This window comes from Rhizobium sp. PAMB 3174 (assembly GCF_052908375.1).
Map to the genome: position 1 here is coordinate 1,567,192 of NZ_CM128608.1, position 25,431 is coordinate 1,592,622.

Annotated in this window: 22 protein-coding genes and 3 tRNA genes; 15 read left to right on the plus strand and 10 right to left on the minus strand. The window is 61.1% G+C overall.

Features of this window, described 5'->3' with window-relative positions; genetic code table 11:
* The first annotated feature begins 54 nt into the window (after nucleotides 1–54).
* Nucleotides 55–1,572: a bifunctional aminoglycoside phosphotransferase/ATP-binding protein gene (locus ACU5AY_RS07425; protein ID WP_446828585.1), complete on the plus strand. Its 1,518-nt coding sequence runs from the start codon at nucleotides 55–57 to the stop codon at nucleotides 1,570–1,572.
* A gap of 45 nt (nucleotides 1,573–1,617) precedes the next feature.
* Nucleotides 1,618–2,553 carry a 1-phosphofructokinase family hexose kinase gene (locus ACU5AY_RS07430; RefSeq protein WP_446828586.1) on the plus strand — a complete coding sequence of 312 codons (936 nt, stop codon included), beginning with the start codon at nucleotides 1,618–1,620 and terminating at the stop codon, nucleotides 2,551–2,553.
* 12 nt (nucleotides 2,554–2,565) lie between these two features.
* Here the strand turns inward: ACU5AY_RS07430 and radC are convergent, their stop codons facing one another.
* The 3 genes from radC to ACU5AY_RS07445 form a co-directional block, all read right to left on the minus strand.
* Nucleotides 2,566–3,414 (minus strand): RadC family protein, encoded by an 849-nt coding sequence (radC, locus tag ACU5AY_RS07435; RefSeq protein WP_446828587.1) that lies wholly within the window; start codon nucleotides 3,412–3,414, stop codon nucleotides 2,566–2,568.
* Between the two features lie 9 nt (nucleotides 3,415–3,423).
* Nucleotides 3,424–4,257 (minus strand): type I methionyl aminopeptidase, encoded by an 834-nt coding sequence (map, locus tag ACU5AY_RS07440; RefSeq protein WP_446828588.1) that lies wholly within the window; start codon nucleotides 4,255–4,257, stop codon nucleotides 3,424–3,426.
* Between the two features lie 95 nt (nucleotides 4,258–4,352).
* Nucleotides 4,353–5,243 carry a LysR substrate-binding domain-containing protein gene (locus ACU5AY_RS07445; RefSeq protein ID WP_446828589.1) on the minus strand — a complete coding sequence of 297 codons (891 nt, stop codon included), beginning with the start codon at nucleotides 5,241–5,243 and terminating at the stop codon, nucleotides 4,353–4,355.
* Between the two features lie 95 nt (nucleotides 5,244–5,338).
* Between ACU5AY_RS07445 and ACU5AY_RS07450 the strand changes: the two genes are divergently transcribed.
* Nucleotides 5,339–6,346, plus strand: coding sequence for a YeiH family protein (locus tag ACU5AY_RS07450; RefSeq protein WP_446828590.1), 1,008 nt, complete (start codon nucleotides 5,339–5,341; stop codon nucleotides 6,344–6,346).
* A gap of 6 nt (nucleotides 6,347–6,352) precedes the next feature.
* Here ACU5AY_RS07450 and sfsA read toward each other — a convergent pair whose 3' ends face one another.
* Nucleotides 6,353–7,057 carry a DNA/RNA nuclease SfsA gene (sfsA, locus tag ACU5AY_RS07455; protein WP_446828591.1) on the minus strand — a complete coding sequence of 235 codons (705 nt, stop codon included), beginning with the start codon at nucleotides 7,055–7,057 and terminating at the stop codon, nucleotides 6,353–6,355.
* A gap of 14 nt (nucleotides 7,058–7,071) precedes the next feature.
* A complete protein-coding gene (locus ACU5AY_RS07460; RefSeq protein WP_446828967.1) occupies nucleotides 7,072–8,853 on the minus strand; it encodes a PHA/PHB synthase family protein in 1,782 nt (593 codons plus the stop codon).
* A 227-nt stretch (nucleotides 8,854–9,080) separates the two neighbouring features.
* Between ACU5AY_RS07460 and ACU5AY_RS07465 the strand changes: the two genes are divergently transcribed.
* The 6 genes from ACU5AY_RS07465 (at nucleotide 9,081) to recJ (ending at nucleotide 17,562) form a co-directional block, all read left to right on the plus strand.
* Nucleotides 9,081–9,464: a hypothetical protein gene (locus ACU5AY_RS07465; RefSeq protein ID WP_446828592.1), complete on the plus strand. Its 384-nt coding sequence runs from the start codon at nucleotides 9,081–9,083 to the stop codon at nucleotides 9,462–9,464.
* 228 nt (nucleotides 9,465–9,692) lie between these two features.
* Nucleotides 9,693–10,910: an LL-diaminopimelate aminotransferase gene (locus ACU5AY_RS07470; protein WP_446828968.1), complete on the plus strand. Its 1,218-nt coding sequence runs from the start codon at nucleotides 9,693–9,695 to the stop codon at nucleotides 10,908–10,910.
* 63 nt (nucleotides 10,911–10,973) lie between these two features.
* The gene (locus tag ACU5AY_RS07475; RefSeq protein WP_446828593.1) at nucleotides 10,974–12,287 is read left to right on the plus strand and encodes a homoserine dehydrogenase; all 1,314 of its coding nucleotides are present in this window, start codon (nucleotides 10,974–10,976) and stop codon (nucleotides 12,285–12,287) included.
* 222 nt (nucleotides 12,288–12,509) lie between these two features.
* Nucleotides 12,510–13,718 (plus strand): efflux RND transporter periplasmic adaptor subunit, encoded by a 1,209-nt coding sequence (locus ACU5AY_RS07480; protein ID WP_446824149.1) that lies wholly within the window; start codon nucleotides 12,510–12,512, stop codon nucleotides 13,716–13,718.
* Nucleotides 13,719–13,721: 3 nt separating this feature from the next.
* Nucleotides 13,722–15,677, plus strand: coding sequence for a MacB family efflux pump subunit (locus ACU5AY_RS07485; RefSeq protein WP_446828594.1), 1,956 nt, complete (start codon nucleotides 13,722–13,724; stop codon nucleotides 15,675–15,677).
* Between the two features lie 82 nt (nucleotides 15,678–15,759).
* The gene (gene recJ, locus ACU5AY_RS07490; protein ID WP_446828969.1) at nucleotides 15,760–17,562 is read left to right on the plus strand and encodes a single-stranded-DNA-specific exonuclease RecJ; all 1,803 of its coding nucleotides are present in this window, start codon (nucleotides 15,760–15,762) and stop codon (nucleotides 17,560–17,562) included.
* Between the two features lie 31 nt (nucleotides 17,563–17,593).
* Here recJ and ACU5AY_RS07495 read toward each other — a convergent pair.
* The 4 genes from ACU5AY_RS07495 to ACU5AY_RS07510 all read right to left on the minus strand — a co-directional run bounded on the left by ACU5AY_RS07495 (nucleotide 17,594) and on the right by ACU5AY_RS07510 (nucleotide 19,697).
* Nucleotides 17,594–17,668, minus strand: a tRNA-Glu gene (locus tag ACU5AY_RS07495).
* 201 nt (nucleotides 17,669–17,869) lie between these two features.
* Nucleotides 17,870–17,944: transfer RNA gene (locus ACU5AY_RS07500), tRNA-Glu, on the minus strand.
* A gap of 191 nt (nucleotides 17,945–18,135) precedes the next feature.
* Complete coding sequence (locus tag ACU5AY_RS07505) at nucleotides 18,136–19,110, minus strand: D-Ala-D-Ala carboxypeptidase family metallohydrolase (RefSeq protein WP_446828595.1); 975 nt, start codon at nucleotides 19,108–19,110, stop codon at nucleotides 18,136–18,138.
* A 146-nt stretch (nucleotides 19,111–19,256) separates the two neighbouring features.
* Entirely contained in the window at nucleotides 19,257–19,697 is a 441-nt protein-coding gene (locus ACU5AY_RS07510; protein ID WP_446828596.1) for a VOC family protein, read from the minus strand.
* Nucleotides 19,698–19,897: 200 nt separating this feature from the next.
* Here ACU5AY_RS07510 and ACU5AY_RS07515 point away from each other — a divergent pair, with 200 nt between their 5' ends.
* The 3 genes from ACU5AY_RS07515 to ACU5AY_RS07525 all read left to right on the plus strand — a co-directional run bounded on the left by ACU5AY_RS07515 (nucleotide 19,898) and on the right by ACU5AY_RS07525 (nucleotide 21,109).
* Nucleotides 19,898–20,476, plus strand: coding sequence for a cold-shock protein (locus tag ACU5AY_RS07515; RefSeq protein ID WP_261930061.1), 579 nt, complete (start codon nucleotides 19,898–19,900; stop codon nucleotides 20,474–20,476).
* A complete protein-coding gene (locus tag ACU5AY_RS07520) occupies nucleotides 20,476–20,946 on the plus strand; it encodes a DUF192 domain-containing protein (protein WP_446828597.1) in 471 nt (156 codons plus the stop codon). Before ACU5AY_RS07515 ends, ACU5AY_RS07520 begins: the two co-directional genes overlap by 1 nt.
* 73 nt (nucleotides 20,947–21,019) lie before the next feature.
* Nucleotides 21,020–21,109 (plus strand) — tRNA-Ser (locus ACU5AY_RS07525).
* A gap of 309 nt (nucleotides 21,110–21,418) precedes the next feature.
* On the opposite strand, the gene ACU5AY_RS07530 is transcribed toward ACU5AY_RS07525, so the two are convergent.
* Complete coding sequence (locus ACU5AY_RS07530; protein WP_446828970.1) at nucleotides 21,419–22,357, minus strand: LysR family transcriptional regulator; 939 nt, start codon at nucleotides 22,355–22,357, stop codon at nucleotides 21,419–21,421.
* Nucleotides 22,358–22,514: 157 nt separating this feature from the next.
* Here ACU5AY_RS07530 and dctP point away from each other — a divergent pair, with 157 nt between their 5' ends.
* The 3 genes from dctP (at nucleotide 22,515) to ACU5AY_RS07545 (ending at nucleotide 25,392) form a co-directional block, all read left to right on the plus strand.
* Nucleotides 22,515–23,525 (plus strand): TRAP transporter substrate-binding protein DctP, encoded by a 1,011-nt coding sequence (gene dctP / locus ACU5AY_RS07535; RefSeq protein ID WP_446828598.1) that lies wholly within the window; start codon nucleotides 22,515–22,517, stop codon nucleotides 23,523–23,525.
* A 94-nt stretch (nucleotides 23,526–23,619) separates the two neighbouring features.
* Nucleotides 23,620–24,111 carry a TRAP transporter small permease gene (locus tag ACU5AY_RS07540; RefSeq protein WP_446824156.1) on the plus strand — a complete coding sequence of 164 codons (492 nt, stop codon included), beginning with the start codon at nucleotides 23,620–23,622 and terminating at the stop codon, nucleotides 24,109–24,111.
* A gap of 3 nt (nucleotides 24,112–24,114) precedes the next feature.
* Complete coding sequence (locus tag ACU5AY_RS07545; protein ID WP_446828599.1) at nucleotides 24,115–25,392, plus strand: TRAP transporter large permease; 1,278 nt, start codon at nucleotides 24,115–24,117, stop codon at nucleotides 25,390–25,392.
* The last annotated feature ends 39 nt before the right edge of the window (nucleotides 25,393–25,431 follow it).

A 25,431-nucleotide genomic window follows, 5' to 3' on the forward strand; every position in this document is an offset into this window, starting at 1 on the left:
CTGTAGGAAAGACCGGTATCCTGTCGGTCTCTGGCATGAAGGGATGGCGCGCGGATGATTACCGAGGACCAGAAAGCCGTAGCCGACTTCCTGCGCAGCGCGGCGGGGAGCGCAGAAGCGGACGAGATCGAGACGCATATTTCGAGGATATTCCTCGGCCGCGACCGCGTCTTCAAGCTGAAGCGGGCGGTGGCGTTGCCCTATGTCGATTTCTCGACGGTCGGCAAACGCCTGGCAGCCTGCGAGAAGGAAGTCGCGCTCAACACGCCCACCGCGCCGGGGCTTTATCTCGGCATCGAGCGGATCGTTCGGCAGGCTGACGGCAGCCTCGGATTCGGCGGCGAGGGGGAGCTTGTCGATGCGGTCGTCGTCATGCGCCGCTTTGAGCAATCCGCGCTCATGGACGCCATGGCGGAGGTTGGCGAGTTGACGACGGCTCACGTCGAGCGGGTCGCCGAGACTGTCGCCGCATTTCACCGGGGCGCTGAGATCATCCACGGCGAGGGTGGGGCCGCCAATATCGCGGCTGTCCTTGACATCAACGAGCAGGGCTTTGCCAGCAGCCGGGTCTTCGATCCGGACGAGGTCGCGCGCCTCAATGCGCTGTTCCGCGTACATCTTTCCCGCCATGCCGGACATCTCGATGCACGAGCCGTCGCGGGAAAGGTCCGGCGCTGCCATGGCGATCTGCACCTGCGCAACATCTGCTGGCTTGATGGCGCGCCGCGGCTGTTCGATTGCATCGAGTTCAACGACCGGATCGCCACGACCGACGTGCTCTATGATCTCGCCTTCCTGTTGATGGACCTCTGGCATCGCGGCCTGACTGCCCATGCCAATCTGGTCGCCAACCGTTATTTCGACCTGAGCGGAGAAGAGGACGGCTTTGCTCTCCTGTCGTTTCTGATGGCCCTCCGCGCCGCCGTCCGCGCTCATGTGACCGCGACGGCTTTCGAGGAAAGCACAGTCGACAGGACTGATCTCGAGGCAGTCGCATTCAGCTATCTTGCGCTGGCCCGGGACCTTCTGGAGGAGCGTCCGCCACGACTTCTGGCGATCGGTGGTTTCAGCGGATCCGGCAAGAGCACCGTGGCGGAACGGCTGGCCGATCGGCTGGGGCCGCCGCCGGGTGCCCGCATTCTGGAAAGCGATACGATTCGCAAGGCGATGCACGGCGTATCGCGTGAAACGCATCTGCTACCGGAAGCCTATCGCCCGGAGGTCTCGGAACAGGTCTATGGGCAGATATTTGCCCGCAGTCAGGCCACACTTATGGAGGGGGCGGCGGTTCTTGCAAACGCAGTCTTCGATCTGCCGGCGATGCGGGCCGGGATTGCCGAAAGCGCGGTTGCGGCAAACGTGCCCTTCTGCGGTGTCTGGCTGGACATCGAACCGGAGCGCCTGCGCGAAAGGGTCGGCGCGCGCCGGGGCGGCTCGTCCGATGCCACCGTCGATGTATTGGAACGCCAGCTGCAGCGTGGCGGCGGTGACAACGACTGGGTTCGCATCGACGCGGATCGGCCGGTGGATGAGGTGGTCCGCTCCATTCTTGATATCGCCAATTGCATCTGACATGCGCATGAAGAAGACGGACCGATCGGCAGGAGGAGATTACCCATGACTATTCTCGCAGTCGCCCTCAACCCCACCATCGACATATCCAGCGAGGTGCAGCATGTGCAGCCGACGCACAAGATGCGCACGTCGCTCCAGGAGCGCCATGCCGGTGGCGGCGGCGTCAATGTCGCGCGGGTCATCGCCAAGCTTGGCGAGCGTCCGGAACTTCTGATTCTCTCAGGCGGGGCGACGGGCGCGCTGCTTGAGGAAATCCTGGCGCAACTGCCGATTACTCTCAGAACGGTCCATGTCAGCGGCTCCACGCGCATTGCCTTCATGGTCTTTGAAAGGGACACTGGGCAGGAATATCGCTTCGTGCCGGAAGGTGCGGACATCACCGCAGATGAACTCGAAAAGGCGATGGCGGCGGTGGCCGGGTTTCGCGGCGACTACATCGTTGCCAGCGGCTCGCTTCCGCGTGGGGCGCCGGACGATACCTATGCGAAGATGTCCGATATTGCTGCCGCCAATGGGGTCCGTTTCGTGCTCGACACGTCCGGCGCGCCGCTGCGCGCGACGCTTGAGAAGGGCCAGGTCTTTCTGGTCAAGCCGAGCCTCGGTGAGCTGGAGACGCTGGCAGGCCGAAAGCTCGACGAGGCGGGCCTGCGCGAAGAGGCGATGCGGCTGGTGAGAGACGGCCGTTCGCAATATGTCGCGGTCACGCTGGGGCGCGAGGGCGCGATCCTTGCCGGTGCGGACGGCATCCTGCGGGTGCCCGCCATTCACGTTCCGGTCAAGTCGGCGGTCGGCGCGGGCGACAGCTTCGTCGGCGCACTGGTGTGGATGCTTTCCAACGGCGGCACCATGGAAGAGGCCTTCCGCTTCGGGGTTGCGGCGGGTGCTGCGGCGGCCATGACACCGGGCACCGAACTCTGCCATCGCGACGATATCTTCGCGATTTACGAGGGCAGGGCGGCCTACGACACCGAAGCCTGATGGCGACGGCGTTCAGATCAGCCGCAAGCCCTTCAGGCTCGCATGCCCCTGCTTGCCGATGATGATGTGATCATGGACGGTGATGCCGAGCGGCTTGGCCGTGTCGATGATCATGCGCGTCATGTCTATGTCGGCGCGCGAGGGCGTCGGGTCGCCGGAGGGATGGTTGTGCACGAGGATGACGGCCGTTGCCGACAGTTCCAGCGCGCGTCGCACCACTTCGCGGGGATAGACCGGCGTGTGGTCGACGGTGCCCTTACCCTGCACCTCGTCGGCGATCAGCGCGTTGCGCTTGTCGAGGAACAGGATGCGGAATTGCTCGCGGGCTTCATGGGCCATCGCCGTGTGACAGTAATCGATGACGGCCGACCATGAGCCGAGAACCTGTCGGCCTTTCAGCTCGCCCTTAAGCATGCGCTGGGAGATGCTGGCGACGAGCTTGATGTCCAGCGCCACCGTTTCGCCGACGCCGCTCACCTCCTGCAGCAGCGCAGGCGGCGCGCCGAACACTTCAGCCAGCGAGCCGAAGCGGTCGATGAGCGCCTTTGCGATCGGCTTGGTGTCGCGCCGGGGGATCAGGCGGAAGAGAAAGAGCTCCAGCAATTCATAGTCGGCGAGCGCGCCGTCGCCGTTTTCACGGTAGCGGGTGCGCAGGCGTTCGCGATGGCCATGGAAATGGGAGGCCTTTGCGTCCCGACCCGCGACAATTGGCGGTCCCGCCGGCATTCCGCCGCGTTTGGGTGCCTGCTCGGCGAAGAAGCCGCGTTCGTCGTCGGGCAACGCATCTTCCGGCCCTTCAGCGAAACCGGGGAGAGCGTCGCCTTTCCCATTGTTTCCTGAACGGCTGGAGCGTGTTGCCATGTCGACCCTCTAGGTGTTCGACGCGAGGCCCGGGCGATCGAGGCCCGCCGGCGACAGGGTGAAGATCTCGCATCCATCCGCCGTCACGCCGACGGTATGCTCGTATTGCGCCGACAGTGAACGGTCGCGGGTGACGGCCGTCCAGCCGTCCGCCAATACCTTCACATGCGGTCGGCCGAGATTGATCATCGGCTCGATGGTGAAGATCATGCCTTCGCGGATTTCCGGGCCTTCGTTGGCGCGGCCGTAATGGAGGATGTTCGGCGTGTCGTGGAAAAGCTGGCCGACGCCATGGCCGCAGAAGTCGCGGACCACAGAGCAGCGCTCCGCTTCGGCGAAGGTCTGGATGGCTTCGCCGATGGCTCCGGTGCGCGCGCCCGGCCTGACGGCGGCAATGCCGAGCATCAGGCATTCATATGTCACCTCGAGGAGACGTTCCGCCGCCCGCTTGATGACGCCGACAGGATACATGCGGCTCGCATCGCCATGCCAACCGTTGAGGATGAACGTCACGTCGATGTTGACGACGTCGCCTTCGCGCAGCGGCTTGTCGTTCGGGATGCCGTGGCAGACGACGTGGTTGATCGAGGTGCAGGACGACTTGGTGTAGCCGCGGTAATTGAGGGTCGCGGGCAGGGCGCCGTGATCGAGACCGAAAGCCAGGATGAAACGGTCGATTTCGTCGGTAGTCACGCCCGGCTTGACGACATCCACGAGCGCATCAAGGCAGCGCGCCGTCAGCTGGCAGGCGGCCCGCATTCCTTCGAAAGCCTCGGAGCCATAAAGCCGGATCGCGCCGGTGTTCTTCAGCGGCGCGCCGGCCGCTTCGATGTAGTTCACCATTTGGTTGTATTCCCGATGTGTTTTTTCAATACATAAAGCAGTCTGGCGGCTCTCGTCCATGGCGCCGCCGCCGGCAAAGGCGTTTTGTGACCGGATCAGCCGAGATTTCCGCCGCAGAGGTGCAGAAATTCATGCGCAGCGCGGCTCAAATGCCGCTCCTTGTGACAGAGCGCGTAGAACCGGCGTGGCGGCAATGGGAGGTCCAGGAGCCGCAGGCGGCCGGTAGCGACGAAGGGCTCCGCCGCCGCCTTGGAGACCGCCGCCGCGCAGGCACTGCCGATCAGCGCCGTGAGGATGCTTTCGTTCGACGGCAAGATCAGGGCAATGCTCATCTGATCGCTGTCCAGCCCGAGGGTGGCGATCGCGCTTTCGAAGACGGATCGGGTGCCGGACCCCTTTTCACGCATGATCCAGCGGGTCCTCGTCAATTCCTCAAGCATCTCCTTGCGCGGCATATCTGCCAGCGGGTTCGAGGCATCGACGATGATGCCGATCTCGTCGCTGCCGACCATGATCTTGCTCAGTGCCGGCTCATCGATTTCCCCTTCGATGAAGCCCATGTCGGCGGCACCATCGCGAATCGCCCGGCTGACGGTGTCCGTGTTTCCGACATGCAGCTGAATGTCGATGTCCGGATAGCGTTCGTGAAAGCGCATCAGCCGCGGCGGGAGCCAGTAGCTGGCGACCGTCTGGCTGGCCTGGACCTCCAGCGCGCCGCGCTTCAAGCCGCCAAGTTCGCTCAGGACCAGCGAGGCCGCCTTGGCGCGGGCCAGCGTATCGCGTGCCTCCTGAAGGAAGATCACACCGGCCCTCGTCAGGCGGATGCCCCGCCCGACGCGGTCGAACAGGCTGACATTATAGAAGTTTTCCAGTGTCTTGATCGCGGCGCTGACGGCGGACGGGGTCAGGCCGAGCGCGTCGGCGGCCTTGGTCACGTGCTGGCGTTCCGCGACCGCGACGAAGATGGACAGTTGTTCGAATGTCATAGTTCATGAAATCCAAGTGCATGAAACATGCATTATTATTCGATTTTTCTGAATGAATTTCAATGCCAATGTCAGGCCACATTAGCGAGGTCGACATGAAGCACATTCAATTTGCCAAGGACGTTCTTCCGGGAATTCTGCTCTGCGTAGCCATCGCCGGGATATCCTATGGCGCGGAATGGCTCGAGGTTCACCTCACGGGTGAACGCTTCATCGACGCCCTCGTCTTTGCCATCCTGCTCGGGACGGCCTATCACAGCCTCGCCGGCCTCCATCCGCGTTTCCATCGCGGGGTCCAGTTTTCAGCCAAGACGTTGCTGGAGCTGGCAATCGTCTTTCTCGGCGCGTCTCTCAGCCTTTCGGTCATCACCGGAATGGGCGGCCTGCTGGTCGCGGTCGTTGCCGGTGTGGTGGTTGTGGCCATCATGGTCAGCTACGCGATCGGGCGATCGCTCGGCCTTCACCGGCAGCTGGCGCTTCTTGTCGCCTGCGGCAATTCCATCTGCGGCAATTCGGCGATCGTCGCGGCGGCCCCGGTCATCGAAGCCGAATCCGACGACGTCGCTGCATCGATCGCCTTCACCGCAGCGCTCGGGATTGCGGTCGTGCTTCTGCTGCCGCTCGGCGCCAGGGTCTTCGATATCGGCCAGCACAGCTATGGCATTCTCGCCGGCATGACGGTCTACGCCGTGCCGCAGGTGCTGGCCGCCACCGTGCCGGTCGGCGCGATCAGCGTGCAGCTTGGTACCGTCGTCAAGCTGATGCGCGTGCTCATGCTCGGACCTGTCATTCTTGTGCTTGGTCTGAGCAGCGGGACAAGGACCACCGGCTCGCTTAAGATCCACCACCTCGTTCCCTGGTTCATCGTCGGCTTCTTTGCCATGATGATGCTGCGCACCGCCGATGCGCTGCCGCATTGGAGCATCGCGCCGATGAGCGAGGTCGCAACGCTTCTGACGATCCTGTCGATGGCTGCGCTGGGTCTTTCCGTCGACATCCGTTCCGTTTTCGCCTCCGGCGGACGGGTTCTGGCAGCAGGCTGTCTGTCGATCCTCGCGTTGACCGCGATCAGCGGCGCGCTGATCTACTTCCTGGCGCTCTGAGGCCGGTCAGTCGACCAACGGCACGGCCTGCATGGGCGTGATCGCGTCGGGCGTTGCCTGACATTTGACGGCATAGGCCTCGACACCGAGCGCCCGGGCACTCTGGAACGCGGTTTGATAGGCCGGGTCGAGATCGCCGCAGATCGAAAACCGGTCGCAATCGTCGCGCTGGATGAGATAGACCATCACCGCCCGGTGACCCATCGCCGCCATGTCCGAAAGTTCCTGAAGATGCTTGGCGCCGCGGGCGGTGACGGTATCGGGAAACTCCGCAAGTCCGGGCTTTCGAATGAAGTGCACATTCTTGACCTCGACATAGGCGTCCGGCAGCCCGTCCGACTTGAGCAACAGGTCGATGCGGGAGTTGCGGCCGTATTTCTGCTCGCGCAGGATTGTCGTATAGTCGCCCAGATTGGCAATCATCCCCTTACGGATGGCCTCTTCGGCCAGCCGGTTGGGCAGGCCGGTGTTGACCCCGACGGTCGTGCCGTCCGCCTCGATCATCTCGAAACGGTGACGGTATTTCCGCCCGCCGGACATGTCGTGCTCTGAGAGCCAGATACGGGAGCCCGGCGTGGTCAGACCAAGCATGGAGCCGGTATTGGGGCAGGAGCCGGTGATCGCCTCGCCGGTGTCGAGGACGGCATCGAACAGGAAGCGCTTGTAGCGGCGCACCAGGGTTGCCGGAACGAGAGGCGAGGGGAACTTCATTGAGACAGTTTCGACTAGATGCGGGCGCGGACGTAGGAGCCCGGCGCTTCCTCGATCGCGTTCATGTGACCGCCGCCCGGCTGGCGCGCCGGCACCTGCTTGTCGTTGTGGCTCCTGATCCAGCCGTCCCAGTGCGGCCACCAGGAGCCAGGAGTTTCCTTGGCATTGGCAAGCCATGTTTCCAGATCGCCGACCGGTTCGCCGTTCGTCCAGTACTGGTACTTCTTCTTGTCCGGCGGATTGACCACGCCGGCGATATGTCCGGAGCCGGACAGCACGTACTCGACCGGACCGCCGAAGAACTGGCAGCCGTGAAAGACGGATTTCGGCGGGGCGATGTGATCTTCCTTGGTCGCCAGATTATAGACCGGGATCTTCACATCCTTCAGCGACAGCTTGTAGCCGGCCAGCACCATCTTGTCCTGAGCGAGCGTGTTGTCGAGGTAGCAATTGCGCAGGTAGTAGGAATGGTTGGCCGCCGCCATGCGGGTGGAATCGGAATTCCAGTAGAGCAGGTCGAATGGCGTAGGGTCCTGGCCGCGAAGGTAATTGTTGACGAAATAGGGCCAGATCAGCTCCTGCGAACGCAGCATGTTGAAGGCCATCGCCATCTTCGAGCCGTCCAGATAGCCATTGGCCATCATCTGCGTCTCGATGGTGTCCAACTGCTCCTCGTCGACGAACACCTTGAGGTCGCCGGCATAGGTGAAGTCGACCTGCGTGGTAAACAGCGTCACCGTCTTGATACGGGTGTTCTTCTCCCGCGCATGCAGGGCCAGCGTCGCGGCCAGCAATGTGCCGCCGACGCAGTAGCCGATGGCATTGACGCCCTTTTCGCCGGTCGACGTTTCCACCGCTTCGAGCGCGAAATCTATGCCTTCACGGATATAGGATTCCCAGTTCTTGCTTGCATGCCGCTCGTCCGGGTTGACCCAGGAGATCACGAAGACGGTATGCCCCTGATCGACGCACCACTTGATGAAGGATTTCTGCGGGTTGAGGTCGAGGATATAGAACTTGTTGATCCATGGCGGCACGATCAGCAGCGGACGCTTCAGCACCGTTTCCGTCGACGGATTGTACTGGATCACCTGGCAGACATCGCTCTGCGCAATCACCTGGCCGGGCGTCAGCGCCATGTTCTCGCCGACGGCGAACTTGCTCGCATCCGTCTGGCGCATGCGCAGGTCGCCCTTGCCGGCCTTGATATCCTCGGCGAACATCTTCATGCCCTTGACGAGGTTCATGCCGCTCGTGGCAACCGTTTCGCGATAGACTTCGGGATTCGTGACCGAGAAGTTGGCCGGCGACAGCGCCGCGACGATCTGCGTGACGTAGAACTGCGCCTTGTGGCGGGTGTGCTCGTCCAGCCCCTCCGCCTCGGTCACGAGCTTTGCCGCCCAATTGGACACGAGTTGATAGGCTTCGCGCAGGAAACTGTAGAAGGGATTGCTGTACCAGTCGTCGAAGGCGAAGCGCTTGTCCTTGGACGGGACGGGTGGCGCCGTTTCCTGTCCCTGCATGCGCTGCATCGTCTGCATCCAGATGCCGAAGAAGCTGTTCATCAGCATCGTCTGAGCTTCGAGCGTCCGCTTCGGGTCGGCGACCCAGTATTCCACCACCTTGGACAGCGTCTTGACCATGTCGGCCATCGGTTCGGCGACGACATCGGCCACCTCGCCGCGCTCGCGAGGGCCGATCCATTCGGATGCGGCTTCGCCCAGATTCTGGAGCGCGCGGGCGATGTTCATCGCCATGTTTTCGGGGTCCTTGACGACAAAAGGCTCTATGTCGATGGAGCCGGGAGCCTCACGGTCACCGTTTTCACCTCGCGCAGTGCGACCTCCATCAGCCAATCCAGTTTCCTCCCGAACAACGCATTTTCTTTTGGCTTTTTACATTCTGCATGAAAAAGAATACAAGCGCTAGGCATCCCGCCATTGCAGTTGCCCGCGTCTTTTCGATAATAGACGTGAATAGGGTGGTGCGGGGGTGCACCGGAATCGTTGTTGAAGGAATTTCTGTGACCTACCGTACGATGTCACTCGGGGCCAGATTTCTGCCCGTTGCTGTCCTGGGTTTCGGGCTGATCAGCGGATGCAGCGCCTTTCCGCTGGAAGACCTGGCTTTGCGCAAGCCGCCACCGCCGACCATTTCGGCGCGTTCGGCTGAGAAGTCCGCCCTTGTCGGCAAGGATGGCTATCCCAACATTTCGACGCCCCTGGTGGCCGCCAATACCCAGATGAGCGACGGCGACGCGGCCGCCCTGCAGGCGCAGCTGACAGCCCTCGGCCAGCAGCGAAAGGCCGGCACGCTTACCGATGCGCAGTACAAGGCGAAGGTCGCGGAACTGCGCAAGCTGGCCCAGTCGCACGGCACGGATATGGAAACCCAGATCAAGCAGTAGGCAAGTTTTCTCGATCGCGTGCGCCACGGGACTTGCGTTTCAGACATTTTCGCCGCAAATCACTGTGCCGAAATGCGGCGCAGGCCACAAATTCGCCAGCGTCCATGCGTTCGAATGCACTTCATGCTACCCTGTTTTTGAACCCCGTTGCCGGGTAGCGTCGAAAGAGAAAGGAAAACGGGGATCGCTGGCGGCCGGCTGAGCCGCAGATTTCCATGAGGAACGATGATGGAAGAATTTCATAAAGTCCGGCGTCTGCCGCCCTACGTTTTCGAACAGGTCAACCGTTTGAAAGCGAGCGCGCGAGCGGGCGGAGCGGACATCATCGACCTCGGCATGGGCAATCCCGACCTGCCGACCCCGAAGGCGATCGTCGACAAGCTGTGCGAAGTGGTCCAGGACCCGCGCACGCATCGCTATTCCGCGTCGAAGGGCATTCCCGGTCTTCGCCGGGCTCAGGCCGGCTATTACGCCCGCCGTTTCGGCGTGAAGCTCAATCCCGATACGCAGATCGTCGCCACGCTCGGTTCCAAGGAAGGCTTCGCCAACATGGCGCAGGCGATCACCGCCCCCGGCGATGTCATTCTCTGCCCCAACCCGACCTATCCGATCCATGCCTTCGGCTTCCTGATGGCCGGTGGCGTCATCCGTTCGCTTTCCGTCGAGCCGGATGAGAGCTTCTTCGGACCGCTGGAGCGCGCCGTGCGCCACTCCATCCCGAAGCCGCTGGCGCTGATCCTCAACTATCCGTCCAACCCGACGGCCTATGTCGCGACGCTGGACTTCTACAAGGACGTCATCGCGTTCGCCAAGAAGCACGACATCATCGTGCTGTCGGACCTGGCCTATTCGGAAATCTATTTCGACGGCAACCCGCCGCCGTCCGTTCTGGAAGTGCCCGGCGCGATCGACATCACCGTTGAATTCACCTCGATGTCGAAGACCTTCTCCATGCCCGGCTGGCGCATGGGCTTTGCCGTCGGCAACGAGCGGCTGATCTCGGCGCTGACCCGCGTTAAGTCCTATCTCGACTACGGCGCCTTCACGCCGATCCAGGTGGCAGCGACGCATGCGCTGAACGGTGACGGCAGCGACATTGCCGAAGTTCGCTCGATCTACAAGAAGCGCCGCGACGTGCTGGTCGACAGCTTCGGCAAGGCAGGCTTCGACGTGCCGCCGCCGGCGGCGACCATGTTCGCCTGGGCGAAGATCCCGGAAAAATTCCGCCATCTCGGCTCGCTGGAATTCTCCAAGCTGCTGGTTGAAAAGGCGGATGTCGCGGTGGCTCCGGGCATCGGCTTCGGCGAGCAGGGTGACGAGCATGTCCGTATCGCGCTCGTTGAAAACGAACACCGCATCCGCCAGGCCGCGCGCAACATCAAGCGCTTCCTGTCGACGGCGGACGACACGCTGCACAACGTCGTCTCGCTCAACGCCCACCGTTAAGTCCATCACCCTCCGACGGGCGGCCGTCCGGCCGCCCTTCAGCCCAAACGTCAGGAATACCCAATGGCAGATGCCCTGAAGATCGGCATTGCGGGCCTCGGCACCGTCGGTGTCGCGCTTGTCCGAATCCTCCAAAACCGTGCCAACCAGCTGGCCGTAACCTGTGGTCGCCCGATCACGATTACGGCCGTTTCGGCGCGCACGCGCAACAGGGACCGCGGCATCGACATTTCGACATACACCTGGTTCGACGATCCGGTCGCCATGGCGAAGGACGCCGACATCGACGTCTTCGTCGAGTTGATGGGCGGCGAGGGCGGTTCGGCCCATGCGTCCGTCGAGACGGCGCTGGCCCGCGGCCTTCACGTGGTGACCGCCAACAAGGCACTACTGGCCCGCCACGGCGTGGCGCTCGCCAAGCTTGCGGAAAATCAGGGCGCGCTTCTCAATTTCGAGGCCGCCGTCGCCGGTGGCATTCCGGTCATCAAGGCGCTGCGCGAATCGCTGACCGGCAACAACATCTCCCGCATCTACGGGATCATGAACGGCACCTGCAATTACATCCTGACCCGGATGGAGAAGGAAGGCCTGTCGTTCGAAGCATGCCTCGCAGAGGCCCAGCGTCTCGGCTACGCCGAGGCCGAACCCGCCTTCGACATCGAGGGCAACGATACGGCACACAAGCTGGCGATCCTGACGACGCTTGCCTTCGGCACAGAGATTGCCGCCGACGAGATCTATCTGGAAGGCATCACCAACATCACCATCGAGGACATCAATGCGGCCGCCGATCTCGGCTATCGGATCAAGCTTCTCGGCGTCGCGCAGAGGACCGAGACGGGGATCGAGCAGCGCGTCCATCCGACCATGGTGCCGCGCGATTCGGTGATCGCCCAGGTCGATGGTGTGACCAACGCCGTGGCGCTGGAAGCCGACATTCTCGGCGAACTCCTGATGGTCGGTCCTGGCGCCGGCGGCGATGCGACGGCCTCGGCCGTGCTTGGTGACATTGCCGACATTGCCAAGAGCCAGCCGGGTGCGCAAAGCGTGCCGTCGCTCGGCCGGCCGGCCGCACTTCTTGCGCCCTACAAGCGTGCGGAAATGCGCAGCCACGAAGGCGGCTATTTCATTCGTCTGACGGTCGAGGATCGCACCGGCGTCTTCGCCTCGATCGCCACACGCATGGCCGAGAACAAGATTTCGCTCGAATCGATCGTCCAGCACTCCAAGGAGCCGGTCAATTCGGCCGGCGACAAGACGATCATCCTGGTCACGCACGCGACGATGGAAGAAGCGGTGCGCCAGGCCGTGGCGTCGATCCAGCGGGAAGGCTACCTGCGCGGCGAACCGCAGGTCATCCGCATCGAGCGCCCCTGAGCGCTGCCGCAATCGTGAAGACAGGCCCGCGGCTCCGGTTGTCGCGGGCCTTTTCGTGTTTGCGGCAGAGACACAACTGCCATATGTCAAACCTTGCTAAACTTTAAGTTTCAGGCGGAATGCAACTCTGATATCGGTCTTTGAGGTGTGACGCTTTGTCACCCGATTTTTTCAACCAGTGTTGTTCTCGATGGACCGCATGCCAGATTGCGGCAGTATGTGATGAAATTCCGTTTGTTTATCTCCGCTTTGGGTCTCCTTCTTCTGATTGGCGGAGGGTACTGGATAAAGACGCGTTATTTTGGGGCCGAGACGCCGCGCTACATCGCAGCGGACGTGCACAAGGGCACGATTTCGCAAACTGTCCTGGCCACCGGCATCATCAAGCCGAAACAGCTGGTCGCCGTCGGGGCCCAGGTGTCCGGACGGATCACGTCTGTCAAGGTGGCTGCCGGGGATCAGGTCAAGAAGGGAGACCTGATCGCCGAGATCGATTCGGCGACGCAGGAAAACAACCTGAAGACGAGCCAGGCGCAGCTCGATTATGCCAAGGCCCAGCGCAACGAGAAGGCGGCCGATCTCAGAAGTGCGGAGCTTACGCTGGCACGCCAGCAGTCGATCTACAGGCAGAAGGCCGGCTCCCAGGCGGACCTTGAGACGGCCGAGGCCAATGTCGAGGCCGCCAAGGCACAGATCGCCGCGATCGATGCGCAGATCGTCGAATCGCAGGTCGACGTCGACACTGCGAAGGTCAATATCGGCTATACCCGGATTTCCGCCCCCATCGACGGCACCGTCCTTGCCGTCGTCAACCAGGAGGGCCGGACGGTCAATGCCTCGCAGTCGGCACCGACGATCGTCATCCTGGGCGACCTCAGCACCATGACCGTCAGGGCCGAAATTTCGGAGGCGGACATCGTCAGGGTCGAGCCCGGGCAAAAAGTCTATTTCAACATTCTCGGGCAACCGGATCACGAATATGAGGCGACGCTTGCCTCGATCGAACCGGCACCGGAATCAATCACCAGCGACAGCGCCGTAACGACGTCCACAAGCTCGAGTTCGTCGTCATCCTCGTCGTCCGCGGTCTACTACATCGGTGTGTTCGACATCGACAACAAGGATCGCAAGTTCCGCACCTACATGACGGCGGAAGTGAAGATCGTCCTCGGCGAGGCGAAGGACGTGCTCGTCATCCCGTCCTCGGCATTGAGCGGTGCGGGCAAGGATGGTGCATACAGCGTGCAGGTGGTCGGCAAGGACGGCACTCTCGAAAAGAGGCAGATAGAAACCGGACTGAACAACAAGACGCTGGTCGAGGTAAAGTCCGGACTGTCCGAGGGCGAACGGGTCGTCATCGGCGAGGGGACGGGGACGGCTGGTCCCTTTTCGGGCAGGGGCGGGCCGCCAGCAGGCGCCATGGGGCTCTAGCCGATGAAGGACGCAATCATCCGCCTCAAGAACGTCCGGCGTGAATATCCCGCAGGCGATCAGGTTCTGACGGTCCTCAACGATATCGATCTTGAGATCGCCCGCGGCGAAATGGTCGCGATCGTCGGGCCGTCCGGTTCGGGCAAGTCGACGCTGATGAACATCATCGGACTGCTCGACCGGCCGACATCCGGCAACTATCAGGTCTCCGGCAAGGAGACGAGCCTTCTCGATCCGGATGAGCGGTCTGCGCTGCGGCGCGAACATTTCGGATTCATCTTCCAGCGCTATCACCTTCTGGGTGAACTCTCCGCCATCGGCAATGTCGAGGTGCCGGCAATCTATGCGGGCCGAACGCGGCGAGACCGTCTGTCCCGGGCAAGCCAGCTTCTCGACCGGCTCGGCATGCATGAGAGGCTCGATCACCGTCCGGGTCAGCTTTCCGGCGGCCAGCAGCAGCGCGTCTCGATTGCCCGCGCGCTGATGAACGACGGCGATGTCATCCTGGCCGACGAGCCGACCGGCGCGCTCGATCAGGCGAGCGGCGACGAGGTGCTGCGAATCCTCGACGAACTCAACCGTGACGGCCGAACGGTCATTATCGTCACGCACGACATGAATGTCGCCCGCCGCGCCAACCGGATCATCGAGATCGCCGACGGCGTCATCGTCGGCGACAGCCTCTCCAAGGAGAAGCGGGCGGCGTCGGACGTACCCGCCAAGGCTTTGGCAGGGCGGGGGCGCTCGGCGGTCGGGGCTACGCTCGACCGCTTCCGGGAGGCGTTCTTCATGGCGCTTCTGGCGCTGAAGGCGCATCGGCTGCGGACCTTCCTGACGATGCTCGGCATCATTATCGGCATTGCATCGGTCGTCTGTGTCGTCGCGCTCGGCGAAGGATCGCAGCGCAAGGTGCTGGAGAACATCTCCAGCCTCGGAACCAACACGCTTGAGGTGTTTCCCGGCTCGGGATTCGGCGACGTGCGGTCTGGCAGGGTGACGACGCTGGTCGTCTCCGACGCGAATGCGCTGGCACAACTGCCCTATGTCGCCGCGGTCACTCCGACCGTTTCGACCAATGGCACGGTACGCTTCCGCGCGACGGTGGCCAACGCGCTCGTCAACGGCGTCGGCGCGCAATATTTCGCCGTCAAGGGCTCCAGGCTCGTCGACGGACAGTTCTTCGACCAAAGCGATGTCGATTCCATGTCGCAGAATGCCGTCATCGACGAGGATGCGGCCAAGGCGCTGTTCGGCGACAGCGGCGTCGATCCGCTGGGTCAGGTGGTCTTCATCGGCGATGTACCGTGCCGGATCGTCGGCGTCATCGCGGCTTCCCAGAGCGGCTTCGGCGGGCGCAACAACCTCCCCATTTACCTACCCTACAGAAGCGTGCAGGCGCGCTTCCTCGGCAGCATGTCGCTTCGCAGCATCACCGTCAGGGTCTCCGACGACACTGATACCGGCGTGGCGGAAAAAGCGGTCACGGATTATCTGACCGCGCGGCACGGGACCAAGGACTTCTTCATCCTCAATACCGACGACATCCGCCAGACGATCACATCGACCACACAGACGCTGACGCTTCTGGTGGCGGCGATCGCGGTCATTTCCCTCGTCGTCGGCGGGATCGGGGTGATGAACATCATGCTGGTCTCCGTCTCCGAGCGCGTCGGCGAGATCGGCGTGCGCATGGCTGTCGGCGCGCGTCGCTACGACATCCTGCAGCAGTTTCTGATCGAGGCCGTGCTTGTCTGCCTGATCGGCGGAGCGCTCGGTATCGGCACCGCGCTCGGTTTCGGCGCTGTGTTCAACGCCTTTGTTCCGAGCTTCAGCCTCGTCTTCTCGACGGAATCGATCGTATTGGCCTTCCTCTGCTCCTTCATGATCGGCGTCGCCTTCGGCTTCCTGCCGGCGCGGAATGCCTCGCGCCTCGATCCGGTGGCGGCGCTGGCCCGCTGATCTTTCTCGCGCCGCTGGTGTTGACGACGGGCCAGGAAAAAGGACAAGGAAGGGCAAGCGAAGGGCATATATGACGAAAGCCATGAACGAACCCGCCGATCCTGTACAAAGGGCCTTTCTCAACGTCGAAAAGTCGGCCAGCGGGCAGAGCTGGATCTCCCGGCTCGACCAGGCGGCGCAGAACCGCGCGCTGGCGATCGCGCAGGTGCACGGCATTCCCGAGCTGATCGCCCGGGTGCTGGCGGGACGCGGCGTCGGGATCGACGAGGCGCCGGCCTTTCTCGACCCCACCATTCGCAACCTGATGCCGGATCCTTCGACGCTGACCGATTGCAACAAGGCCGCCGAACGCATCGTCGACGCGATCGGTCGGGATGAACATGTGGCGATCTTCGGGGACTACGACGTCGACGGTGCAGCCTCTTCGGCACTGCTCTACCGGTTCCTCACGCATTTCGGCGTGAAAGCGCATATCTACATTCCCGACAGGATCTTCGAAGGCTATGGCCCCAACCCGCAGGCGATCAACCAGCTGATCGACGAGGGTGCGCAACTGATCGTCACCGTCGATTGCGGCTCCACGAGCCACACCTCTCTGGAGGCCGCGGCAAAGCGCGGCATCGAGGTGGTCGTCATCGATCACCATCAGGTCAACCATGACCTGCCGGTCTGCCATGCGCTGGTCAATCCGAACCGGGAAGACGATCTGTCGGGGCAGGGGCATCTCTGCGCAGCGGGCGTCGTCTTTCTCGTTATGGTCGCCTGCATGCGGCTCCTGCGCGAGCGCGGCGACAAGCGGGTTGGCAGCTTCGACCTGCTGGCACTGCTCGACCTGGTGGCGCTGGCCACGGTCTGCGATGTCGTGCCGCTCAAGGGACTGAACCGCGCCTATGTGGTCAAGGGCATGCTCGCCGCCCGGCTGATGTCGAACCCGGGGTTGGCCGCCCTGTTTCGCAAGGCGGGCGTCAATGGTCCTGTGACGCCCTATCATCTGGGCTTCCTGATCGGCCCCCGGATCAATGCCGGTGGACGGATCGGTGACGCAGCGCTCGGCAGCCGGATTCTGACGCTTGACGATCCGATCGCGGCCGAAGAGGTCGCCGGCGAGCTCGACGAGTTGAACCGCGAGCGTCAGGCGATGGAGGCCGTGATGCTGGAGGAGGCGGAAGCCGAGGCGCTGGCGGAATACGGGGACGGCTCGGCCGCCTCGGTGATCATCACGGCGCGCGACAACTGGCATCCGGGGATCGTCGGTCTTCTGTCCTCGCGGCTGAAGGACCGGTTTCACAGACCAGCCTTTGCCATCGCCTTCGATCCATCAGGCAAGGGGACGGGTTCCGGACGCTCGATTGCCGGCTTCGATCTCGGACGCATGGTGCGCGCCGCCGTCGACGAGGGCCTGCTTGTGAAGGGCGGAGGGCATGCGATGGCGGCCGGCCTGACGGTCGAGCGCAGCAATCTGGGCAAACTCCGGCAGTTCTTCGACGAGCGTACTCAGAAAATCGTTCCGACACTCACCGACAACCGCACGCTCAAGGTGGACGGCGCGCTCTCCGCCTCCGGTGCCACGCTGGAGCTGGTGGACAGGCTGGAGACCGGCGGTCCCTACGGCTCGGGCCATCCGCAGCCGATCTTCGCGTTGCCCTCCCATCGCATCACCGATGTCCGGGTCGTCGGCACGACTCATGTGAAGATCAGTGCAGCGGCCGCCGACGGCAGCCGGATCGACGGCATTGCCTTCCGCGCCGCGGAGACGCCGCTCGGACAGTTCCTGCTGAACGGCCGCGGCACGCAGATGCATCTGGCCGGTTCGCTGTCAGCCGATCACTGGCAGGGTTCGCGGCGCGTACAGATCCGCGTCGTCGATGCGGCAAGTCCGCTTTGACATATTAAGGATGATGTTTGGGAGATTTGGGTGGCACGCCCTAGGGGAATCGAACCCCTCTTTCCAGAATGAAAATCTGGCGTCCTAACCGATAGACGAAGGGCGCATGCCGTTCCGCGGGGCGCCGATCCGTCGGCGTCTTGCGGTGTGGCGCCCTTATAGTCAGGGCTTTGCTGCGCCGCAAGTAGAAAAATTCAGCCCGGCCGGATTTTTTCGGAGATTCTCAAGTAAGGAATGCAAGCGTTGATAACGTCACGATATCAGCGCGATAGAAGTATATCTTAAAGTCAATACCGAGGGGAGAGGGTGGCACGCCCTAGGGGAGTCGAACCCCTCTTTTCAGAATGAAAATCTGACGTCCTAACCGATAGACGAAGGGCGCATGCCTTTGTCGCTTTCGCCTTGCGGCGTCTCGCGACGTGGCGACCTTATAGTCAGGACTTCGGATTCCCGCAAGCGGGATTTCCGTTTTTTTTGCAAAAAGATGACAGCCGGGGTACGTGCTGTGAACTTCATGCAAACATCCATTGAAAACAGATATTTACCGATCCGCTGGGGAAGGCCTGCGCCCGGCTACTTTCGCGAGGCGACGTCGCAGGTCCAGTTCCAGTCGCGCGGGCGGCCGGTATCGATATGGATGGACTTGGTGTGACAATAGGTGCCGACGCCGCCGCGATCCGGAAGCGCGCGGACGTAATTGGCGAGTTCGACGTTGGTAACGCCCTTCACCTGGATATCGGCGGCGTCGCAATGGGTGTGGAGCGATCCTTCGACACCGCCGACGCGGCGATTCCTTTCCTTGTCGCGGTAACCGGAAGTGACCAGCACCTTCTTGCCGAAATGGCTTTCGATATTGTGGATCATGCCCATCAGCTCGGGCTTGAAGCAGGAGACATCGATATCCGGCGTCTGGATGGCGAGACCGTTGGGCGCGATGCGCGTCATGCCGGAGAGGGAGACGAGACGTGCGAGGCCTCGCGGCTTTTCGTCCTCCTCCGAATCCTCATCCACCGCCATGCGCGTCGAGAGTTCCGGATGGGTTTCCTTCGGCGATTCGATCTGCAGGCTCTGATAGAGGCCGGGCGAGGCCGCGTAGGCCTGCTCGGGCATCGAGTAGACCTGTGCGAAGAACGAGCGCGTTCCCGTATCCGGCGCATAGGACGCGACCTGGACCGGCTGGGCAGCGGAGCGGGCGTTGGCGAAGATGCTCATGGCCGACGCGTTGATCGCGGTCGGCTGCATCACGGCGTTCTGGAAGGAGGCGGCCGGATCGGATGCGGGCACGGATGCAGTCTGGAGATTGTCGGGTGTCTGGCTGGCATCGGCCAGATTGGGCGTCTGCAGCCGGTCGGAGTTTTCGGCGTTGCTGCGGGCAACGTCGGTTGCGCTCGTCTCGGCGGCGTCGGCATCTGCGGCCTGCGAGAGGACCGAATCGACATCAGCCTTGCCGGATGTCGTGCAGGCGCTCAACGGCGCAACGGTCATCAGGATCGCCAGGCCGCCAAGGAGATGGCGGCGGGATGGAATGGAAACTGGCTTTTGCCGCACCTTCGAGAAATCCCCGCAAACAACACATGGCCGCCTTCATTCCGGGCTGGACATGAAGGCGGCCAATGCAGTTGAGCATGCAGGGCTTGCGTTAAGCTGTGCGGTTTGACGCGGTTCGTCTCGGCAAGCGCCGATGCGAGCGGTTGTTACCAGCTGCCGGTGTTCGGCATGGAGGCCCAGGGTTCCTGCGCGGGAAGCGCTTCCGTCTTCTGCAGGATCTCGATCGAAATGCCGTCCGGCGAACGGACGAACGCCATGTGGCCGTCGCGCGGCGGGCGGTTGATCGTCACGCCATTGTCCATCAGCTTCTGGCAGAAGGCGTAGATGTCATCGACCTCATAGGCGAGGTGACCGAAATTGCGGCCGCCGGAGTAGTCTTCCGGATCCCAGTTGTAGGTGAGCTCCAGGCAGGGCGCCTTGTTCTCCTTGGCGGCCGGGACATCCTCCGGCGCGGCCAGGAAAATCAGCGTGAAGCGGCCCTTTTCGTTCTCGATGCGGCGGACTTCCTCGAGCCCGAACAGCTCGCAGTAGAAACGCATGGATGCGTCGACGTCCTTGACCCGGACCATGGTGTGCAGATAGCGCATGACCTCTCCCTTTGTTTGTTGCAACGCATATTTGGTCGCAAATCAGCTTCAGGCAAGGCATGGCCCATAAAAAGCCCATGGGATAATTGCAATCTGGGGCTTGCGCCCTATGGTTAACCGGATGTTAATCTCGTCTGCAAGAATCAAAATTGCACGTATCCTTTATTGTGGTAACGCGTATTCGAGGGGCTGACTTAGGCATGGCTGACAGGATTTCATCCAAAGGGATACCGCAGCTTGAAGATCTTGCGGGCGAACCGGTAGACCTCATCGAAATCACCGGCGTCGTGAAATGGTTCGACGTCGCCAAGGGATACGGTTTCATCATTCCGGACAACGGCATGCAGGACATTCTCCTGCATGTGAGCTGCCTCAGACGGGACGGCTACCAGACCATTCTCGAAGGCACGCGCATCGTGGCGCTGATCCAGAAGCGCGACCGCGGCTTCCAGGCCTTCCGCATTCTCTCCATGGACCAGTCGACGGCGGTGCATCCGTCGCAGCTGCCGCCGGTCAAGACGCATGTGCAGGTGACGCCGACGAGCGGCCTGGAACGGGCGATCGTCAAGTGGTTCAACCGCACCAAGGGTTTTGGGTTCCTTACGCGCGGCGAGGGCACCGAGGACATCTTCATCCACATGGAAACGCTACGCCGGTTCGGGCTCACCGAATTGCGTCCGGGCCAGGTGGTGCTGGTCCGTTTCGGCGACGGCGACAAGGGGCTTATGGCTGCCGAAATCCATCCGGACATGCCCAATCCGGGCAGCCGCGCGCACTGATGCGACTCCTGTCCAGAACGCTCCTGCATTTCAGCGCCGTCATGGCGCTGTTTTCGTTTGTGCTCGTCGCTTCGAATTTCACGGCCAGCGCCGGTGGCACGCGGGCGCTGGAGATTGCCCGCGCCAGCGGTGGCACGGTAACGTTCCAGGTCGAGATCGCCGCGACCCAGGCCGAACGGGAAAAGGGCCTGATGGAGCGCAAGACGCTCGACGAGACCGCCGGCATGCTCTTCGATTTCGGCACGACGCGGATGGTATCGATGTGGATGCACGACACGCCGCTGCCGCTCGACATGCTGTTCATCGACGAGGACGGCAACATCCGGAATATCGCCGAGAACACCGAACCGTACTCCGACACGATCATTTCATCCGGCCAGCCGGTCGCCTATGTGCTGGAGATCAACGGTGGCGCCGCCAAGCGGGCAGGGGTAGCCATCGGGGACAAGGTCATCTCCGGCCTGAAATGAGAGTTTGAAAATATTCGGCGGCCGCAATGTCCGGCTTGCAAAGCGGGCGGCCATTGTTCATAAGGCAGCCGTTGGATGGGTGTCCGAGTGGTTTAAGGAACCGGTCTTGAAAACCGGCGTGCGGGAGACCGTACCGTGGGTTCGAATCCCACCCCATCCGCCATAACCATATGAAAACATATTATATAGCTACACTCCCCCAAGCGTCTCAATTTGAGGCGGCTTGCAACATTCTCGATTCTTTTCTGCAACAATGCTGCAACTGCATACGTGTTGCAAAACTGCCGATTGGCTGTTGCATCTTCAAATACTCAGATTGACGGCGCGGAAATCGGTTAAAATCGGGTGAGGACGCTCGCGACGGGCGCTGGACTGCTCCATTTGCAGTGCCTGCGCACGGCTATGGTCAGCCTACTTGGGAATCAGTGTGTTGTGCGATTCCTTCCAGACCCCTTGGTACGAACTATGCTGACTATTTTAATGCCTCTTTTCCAAGATCGGTCAAAGCGCCGCGCGGGCGGCCCATGAGTTTTCCACTGACAACGAGATGTTCGAAGGTTGTTAGGAACTGCTGGCGCGCGGCATTGACCAGATAAGATTTAGATGCCTCGCTGCGTTCGGCTAGATAAATTGTCCTCTGAAATTTTGGCTGCCGAATGGGAATTGCCACCAAGTCTCCTGCTGCAAGTTCAGGTGCTGCAGCCGAGCGCGACAGCACCATGCCGCAACGTCCGGCAATGCCTTGCCGGATGAGTTGATGGCCCGCGTCGATGGAAAGGATGTTAAGCTCCAGTCCGGCCTCCGCTGCTGCCGATTCAAGCAGATATCTCGTTGAATGCCGACGGCTCGGCGCAACCAGCGGAAGCCGGGCAATATCGCGAATGGTGACCGACGCTGGCAGGTCGGCCGCGAGCTCAGGGATGACCAACAAATAAAGTTCCTCATCCAGAAGCGGCGTGGTTGATATTCCTTCGACATGCGGCCTTTGAAAAACGATCGCGAAATCGGTTTCACCATTTTCCAGCCAGCCTTCCAGATAGCCAGACATAGCTTCTGTCAGGGAAATCTGAACATTAGGCAAGTGGAGGGCGAAGTCATTTATGAGAGGTTCGACAAGCGTCGGCGTCAAGGAAGGGGGGAGGCCGAAAGTGATCGAGCCACTTGGCGAGGACAGCCATTCGTTGAGCTCTTGGTTGGCATTGAAGAGCAATGTCTCGAAGCTCTCGGCCAGCCGCAACATGACTTTCCCTTGGTCAGAGGGAGACACGCCCCTTGAGTGACGAACCAGAAGCTCGGTTCCGCAAGCCTCTTCCAATCGTTGAACGCGCTGGGTTATCGCCGACTGCACTGTGTTCAACTCGCGAGCCGCGGCGCTGATGCTTCCGCTTCGGCAGACAGCAACGAAATCCATCAAGAGCGGCAGATCTCTCGACCTCAGCATGTGGCATCTCCAAATTTGATATCAGATATCTATTCCCATAATTTTTCCCGATCCGCAATTTCTGTTAAAAAGCCTCGTGTTTCCGTGGCAGGCAGATGAGCAGGCCACATCAACTTGGGAGGAATAAATGGGAAAGTTACTGGCGTCTTACGCGCTTGCGATCGCCGCTGTGCTGACAACGGCCGCGCAGGCGGCCGAATATAAGCTTGAGATTGCATTGGAGTCTCCGCCCACGCATGTTCGCAGCAAGGCGATGATCCGTTTTGGTGAAGAGCTTGAAAAGAATTCAAACGGCGAGATCAAGGTAACCGTCTTTTCATCGGGTTCGAAATACAGCGGAGCCACCGTTCCGATCGCCTTGGCGCAAGGCGCCATCGACATGGGCGCGCCGCTGCACCAGCATCTGACCAAGGTCGTTCCCGAGGCGAATGTCCCGCTTCTGCCCATGTTTTACGGCCTCGATCCGGATACAATTGCAAAACTCTGGGATGGTCCCGCCGGTGACAAGCTCAATGAGCTGATCGAAGCGAAGCTGGGCGTCAAGGTCATCGGCCACTATTTCGATCTGGGGTATGGCAGTGTATTTACGACCCAGAAAAAGCTGCTTGTTCCGGAAGACATGGCGGGTCTGAAGATCCGTGTTCCCGGCGGCGCAGCGACAATCCAACGATATGAAGCGCTGGGTTCAACGCCTGTGGTCATTCCCATTTCTGATGTGCCTCAGGCGCTTCAGCGAGGTACGGTCGACGGAATTTGGAGCACTCAGGAATCTGTCCGCAGCTCCAAACTGTTTGAAAGCGGCATCAAGTACGGCTTCGAGGATCGTCAGGCTTTCCTTCAATATGTGCCGATGATCAGCAAGAAGGCGTGGGACGGATACCCGCCGGAAATTCAGGCTTTGATCGAGGAAACCTGGAACACGCTGGTTGCGGATGCCCGCAAGTCTGCTCTCACCTCCCAGGAAGAAGCGCGTCGCTTCAATTCCGACAATGGGGTGGAGACGATTGATCCGGATCCGGCTGCGCTGGACGCGACGCGTCGAAAGCTGCTGGAAGGTCAGCCTGACCTGATCAAGGAACTTGGCATCGATCCGGCGTTCATCAAATTGGTATCCGACGAACTAGCCAAATCGAATTAAAGGCCGGTCTCCCTCATAAGGAAATCATCTCAAAGGCACGGACACCAAACCTTCATTAGGTTGCGTGTCCGTGCGTTCCGTGGGTCTTAAATCTATGAAATACATTAGGAAACTGTGCCATTTCTCCGAGTATGTTTCGGGGATCATTGGCCTCCTGGCGCTTCTTCTCGTTTGCTACGAGGTTGTGGGACGATATTTTGCTCCGCAAATCCTGACCGATTGGGGATCTGAAGTCACTGTATATGCGGTGATCTGGGCGGTGTTTCTTTCATTTGGAGAACTCGCCTTGCGAAACGAGCATGTCAGCGCAGACTTTTTGGTTGCCCGCTTGGAGGGGGGTGCCAAACGCGCCTATCTGATCGGGACATGGTGCATCGGTCTCGCATTTTCCGCGGCGCTGGCTTGGGCTGGTTGGAAAATGGTGGGTTTTGCGCTGATGCTGGGCGAAGTCGGTGATACGTCTCTGCATTTCCCGAAGGCCTACTATTACCTCGCCTTGCCGGTCGGAATGCTATTCCAGTGCCTCGTCTATGGGGCCAGTCTTGTGACACGCCGCCACGCAGCAGCTGAAACGGAAGAGGGCTAAGCCATGGAATATATTCTGGTAGCCTTCGCCCTGTTTGCGCTTTTGGCGGTGGGCATTCCAATCTACATTGTTCTGGGTTTGATATCCGGTGTCATGCTGCTCCTTGAAGGCATGCCTCCCGTCAGCGTAGCCCAGATCTACATGGATCATCTGAACTCGCTGACATTGTTGGCAATTCCCTTCTTCATAATGTCCGCGACATTCATGGAGAGGGGCGGGATTGCTGCAGCTCTTATGGATTTCGCCAATGTATTGGTGGGGCGAATGACCGGTGGCCTTGCCGTGGCCGGCGTCCTCGCAACCACCGTCTTTGCGGCCATCTGCGGTTCCTCCGTGGCCACCGCGGTTGCGCTCGGGGTGATTCTCGTGCCTGCAATGGTGCAGCAGAATTATCCTCGCTCCTTCTCCGCCGGCTTGATCGGGGCGTCGGGTACGCTCGGAATCCTGATCCCTCCGAGCCTGGCGTTCATCGTTTACGCGATGCTTGCGGAGCAATCCGTGCCACGCCTTTTTCTTGCAGGAGTGCTGCCGGGGCTGATACAGGCCGGTTTGTTCATCGCCTATTCGGTATGGACAGCCCATCGCAAAAATTATTCGAAGTCTCCACCAATTGCACGTGCCGAGGCAATCAAGCGGACATGGAGCGCACTGCCCGCGTTGTCGATCCCCGTCGTCATCCTGGGCGGCATCTATTCGGGAATTGTCACAGTAACGGAAGCCGCCGGCATTGCTGCACTCCTGTCGATCATCGTGAGTGTTGTCTTCTACGAAGGCTGCACACTACGCAGCGTAATCCCGATTATCGGGGAATCGATGCGCAGAACCGCCACCATCATCGCGATTATCATGACGGCGGTTACCTTCGGACATTGGTTGACAGGATCCGGGGGGCCGCAGGCACTTGCGGATGTTATTGCTGACGCCAATCTCAAGTCATGGCAGTTCCTCATCATTATCAACATTTTCTTCCTGATACTTGGAACGTTTCTGGAAGTGATGGCCATCATGTTGATCACGTTGCCAATAATATTGCCGTTGCTAGGGCCGTTGGGAATCGATCCCATCCACTTCGCGGTGGTTATGGTGATCAACATGGAGCTGGCTCTCATTACTCCACCGATTGGCCTGAACCTGTTCGTTCTTTCGTCGTCAACCAATACGCCATTGTCGGAGGTCACCCGCGGTGTCATGCCCTTCATTGCGATTATGGTGGCTTTGCTGATTTTGGTGACCTTTGTTCCCGAACTGGCACTATGGCTACCAACGCTTGTCTATGGGTGAGAATTTTCCGCTGCAAACGTCACACAGGGCAAGGTTGAA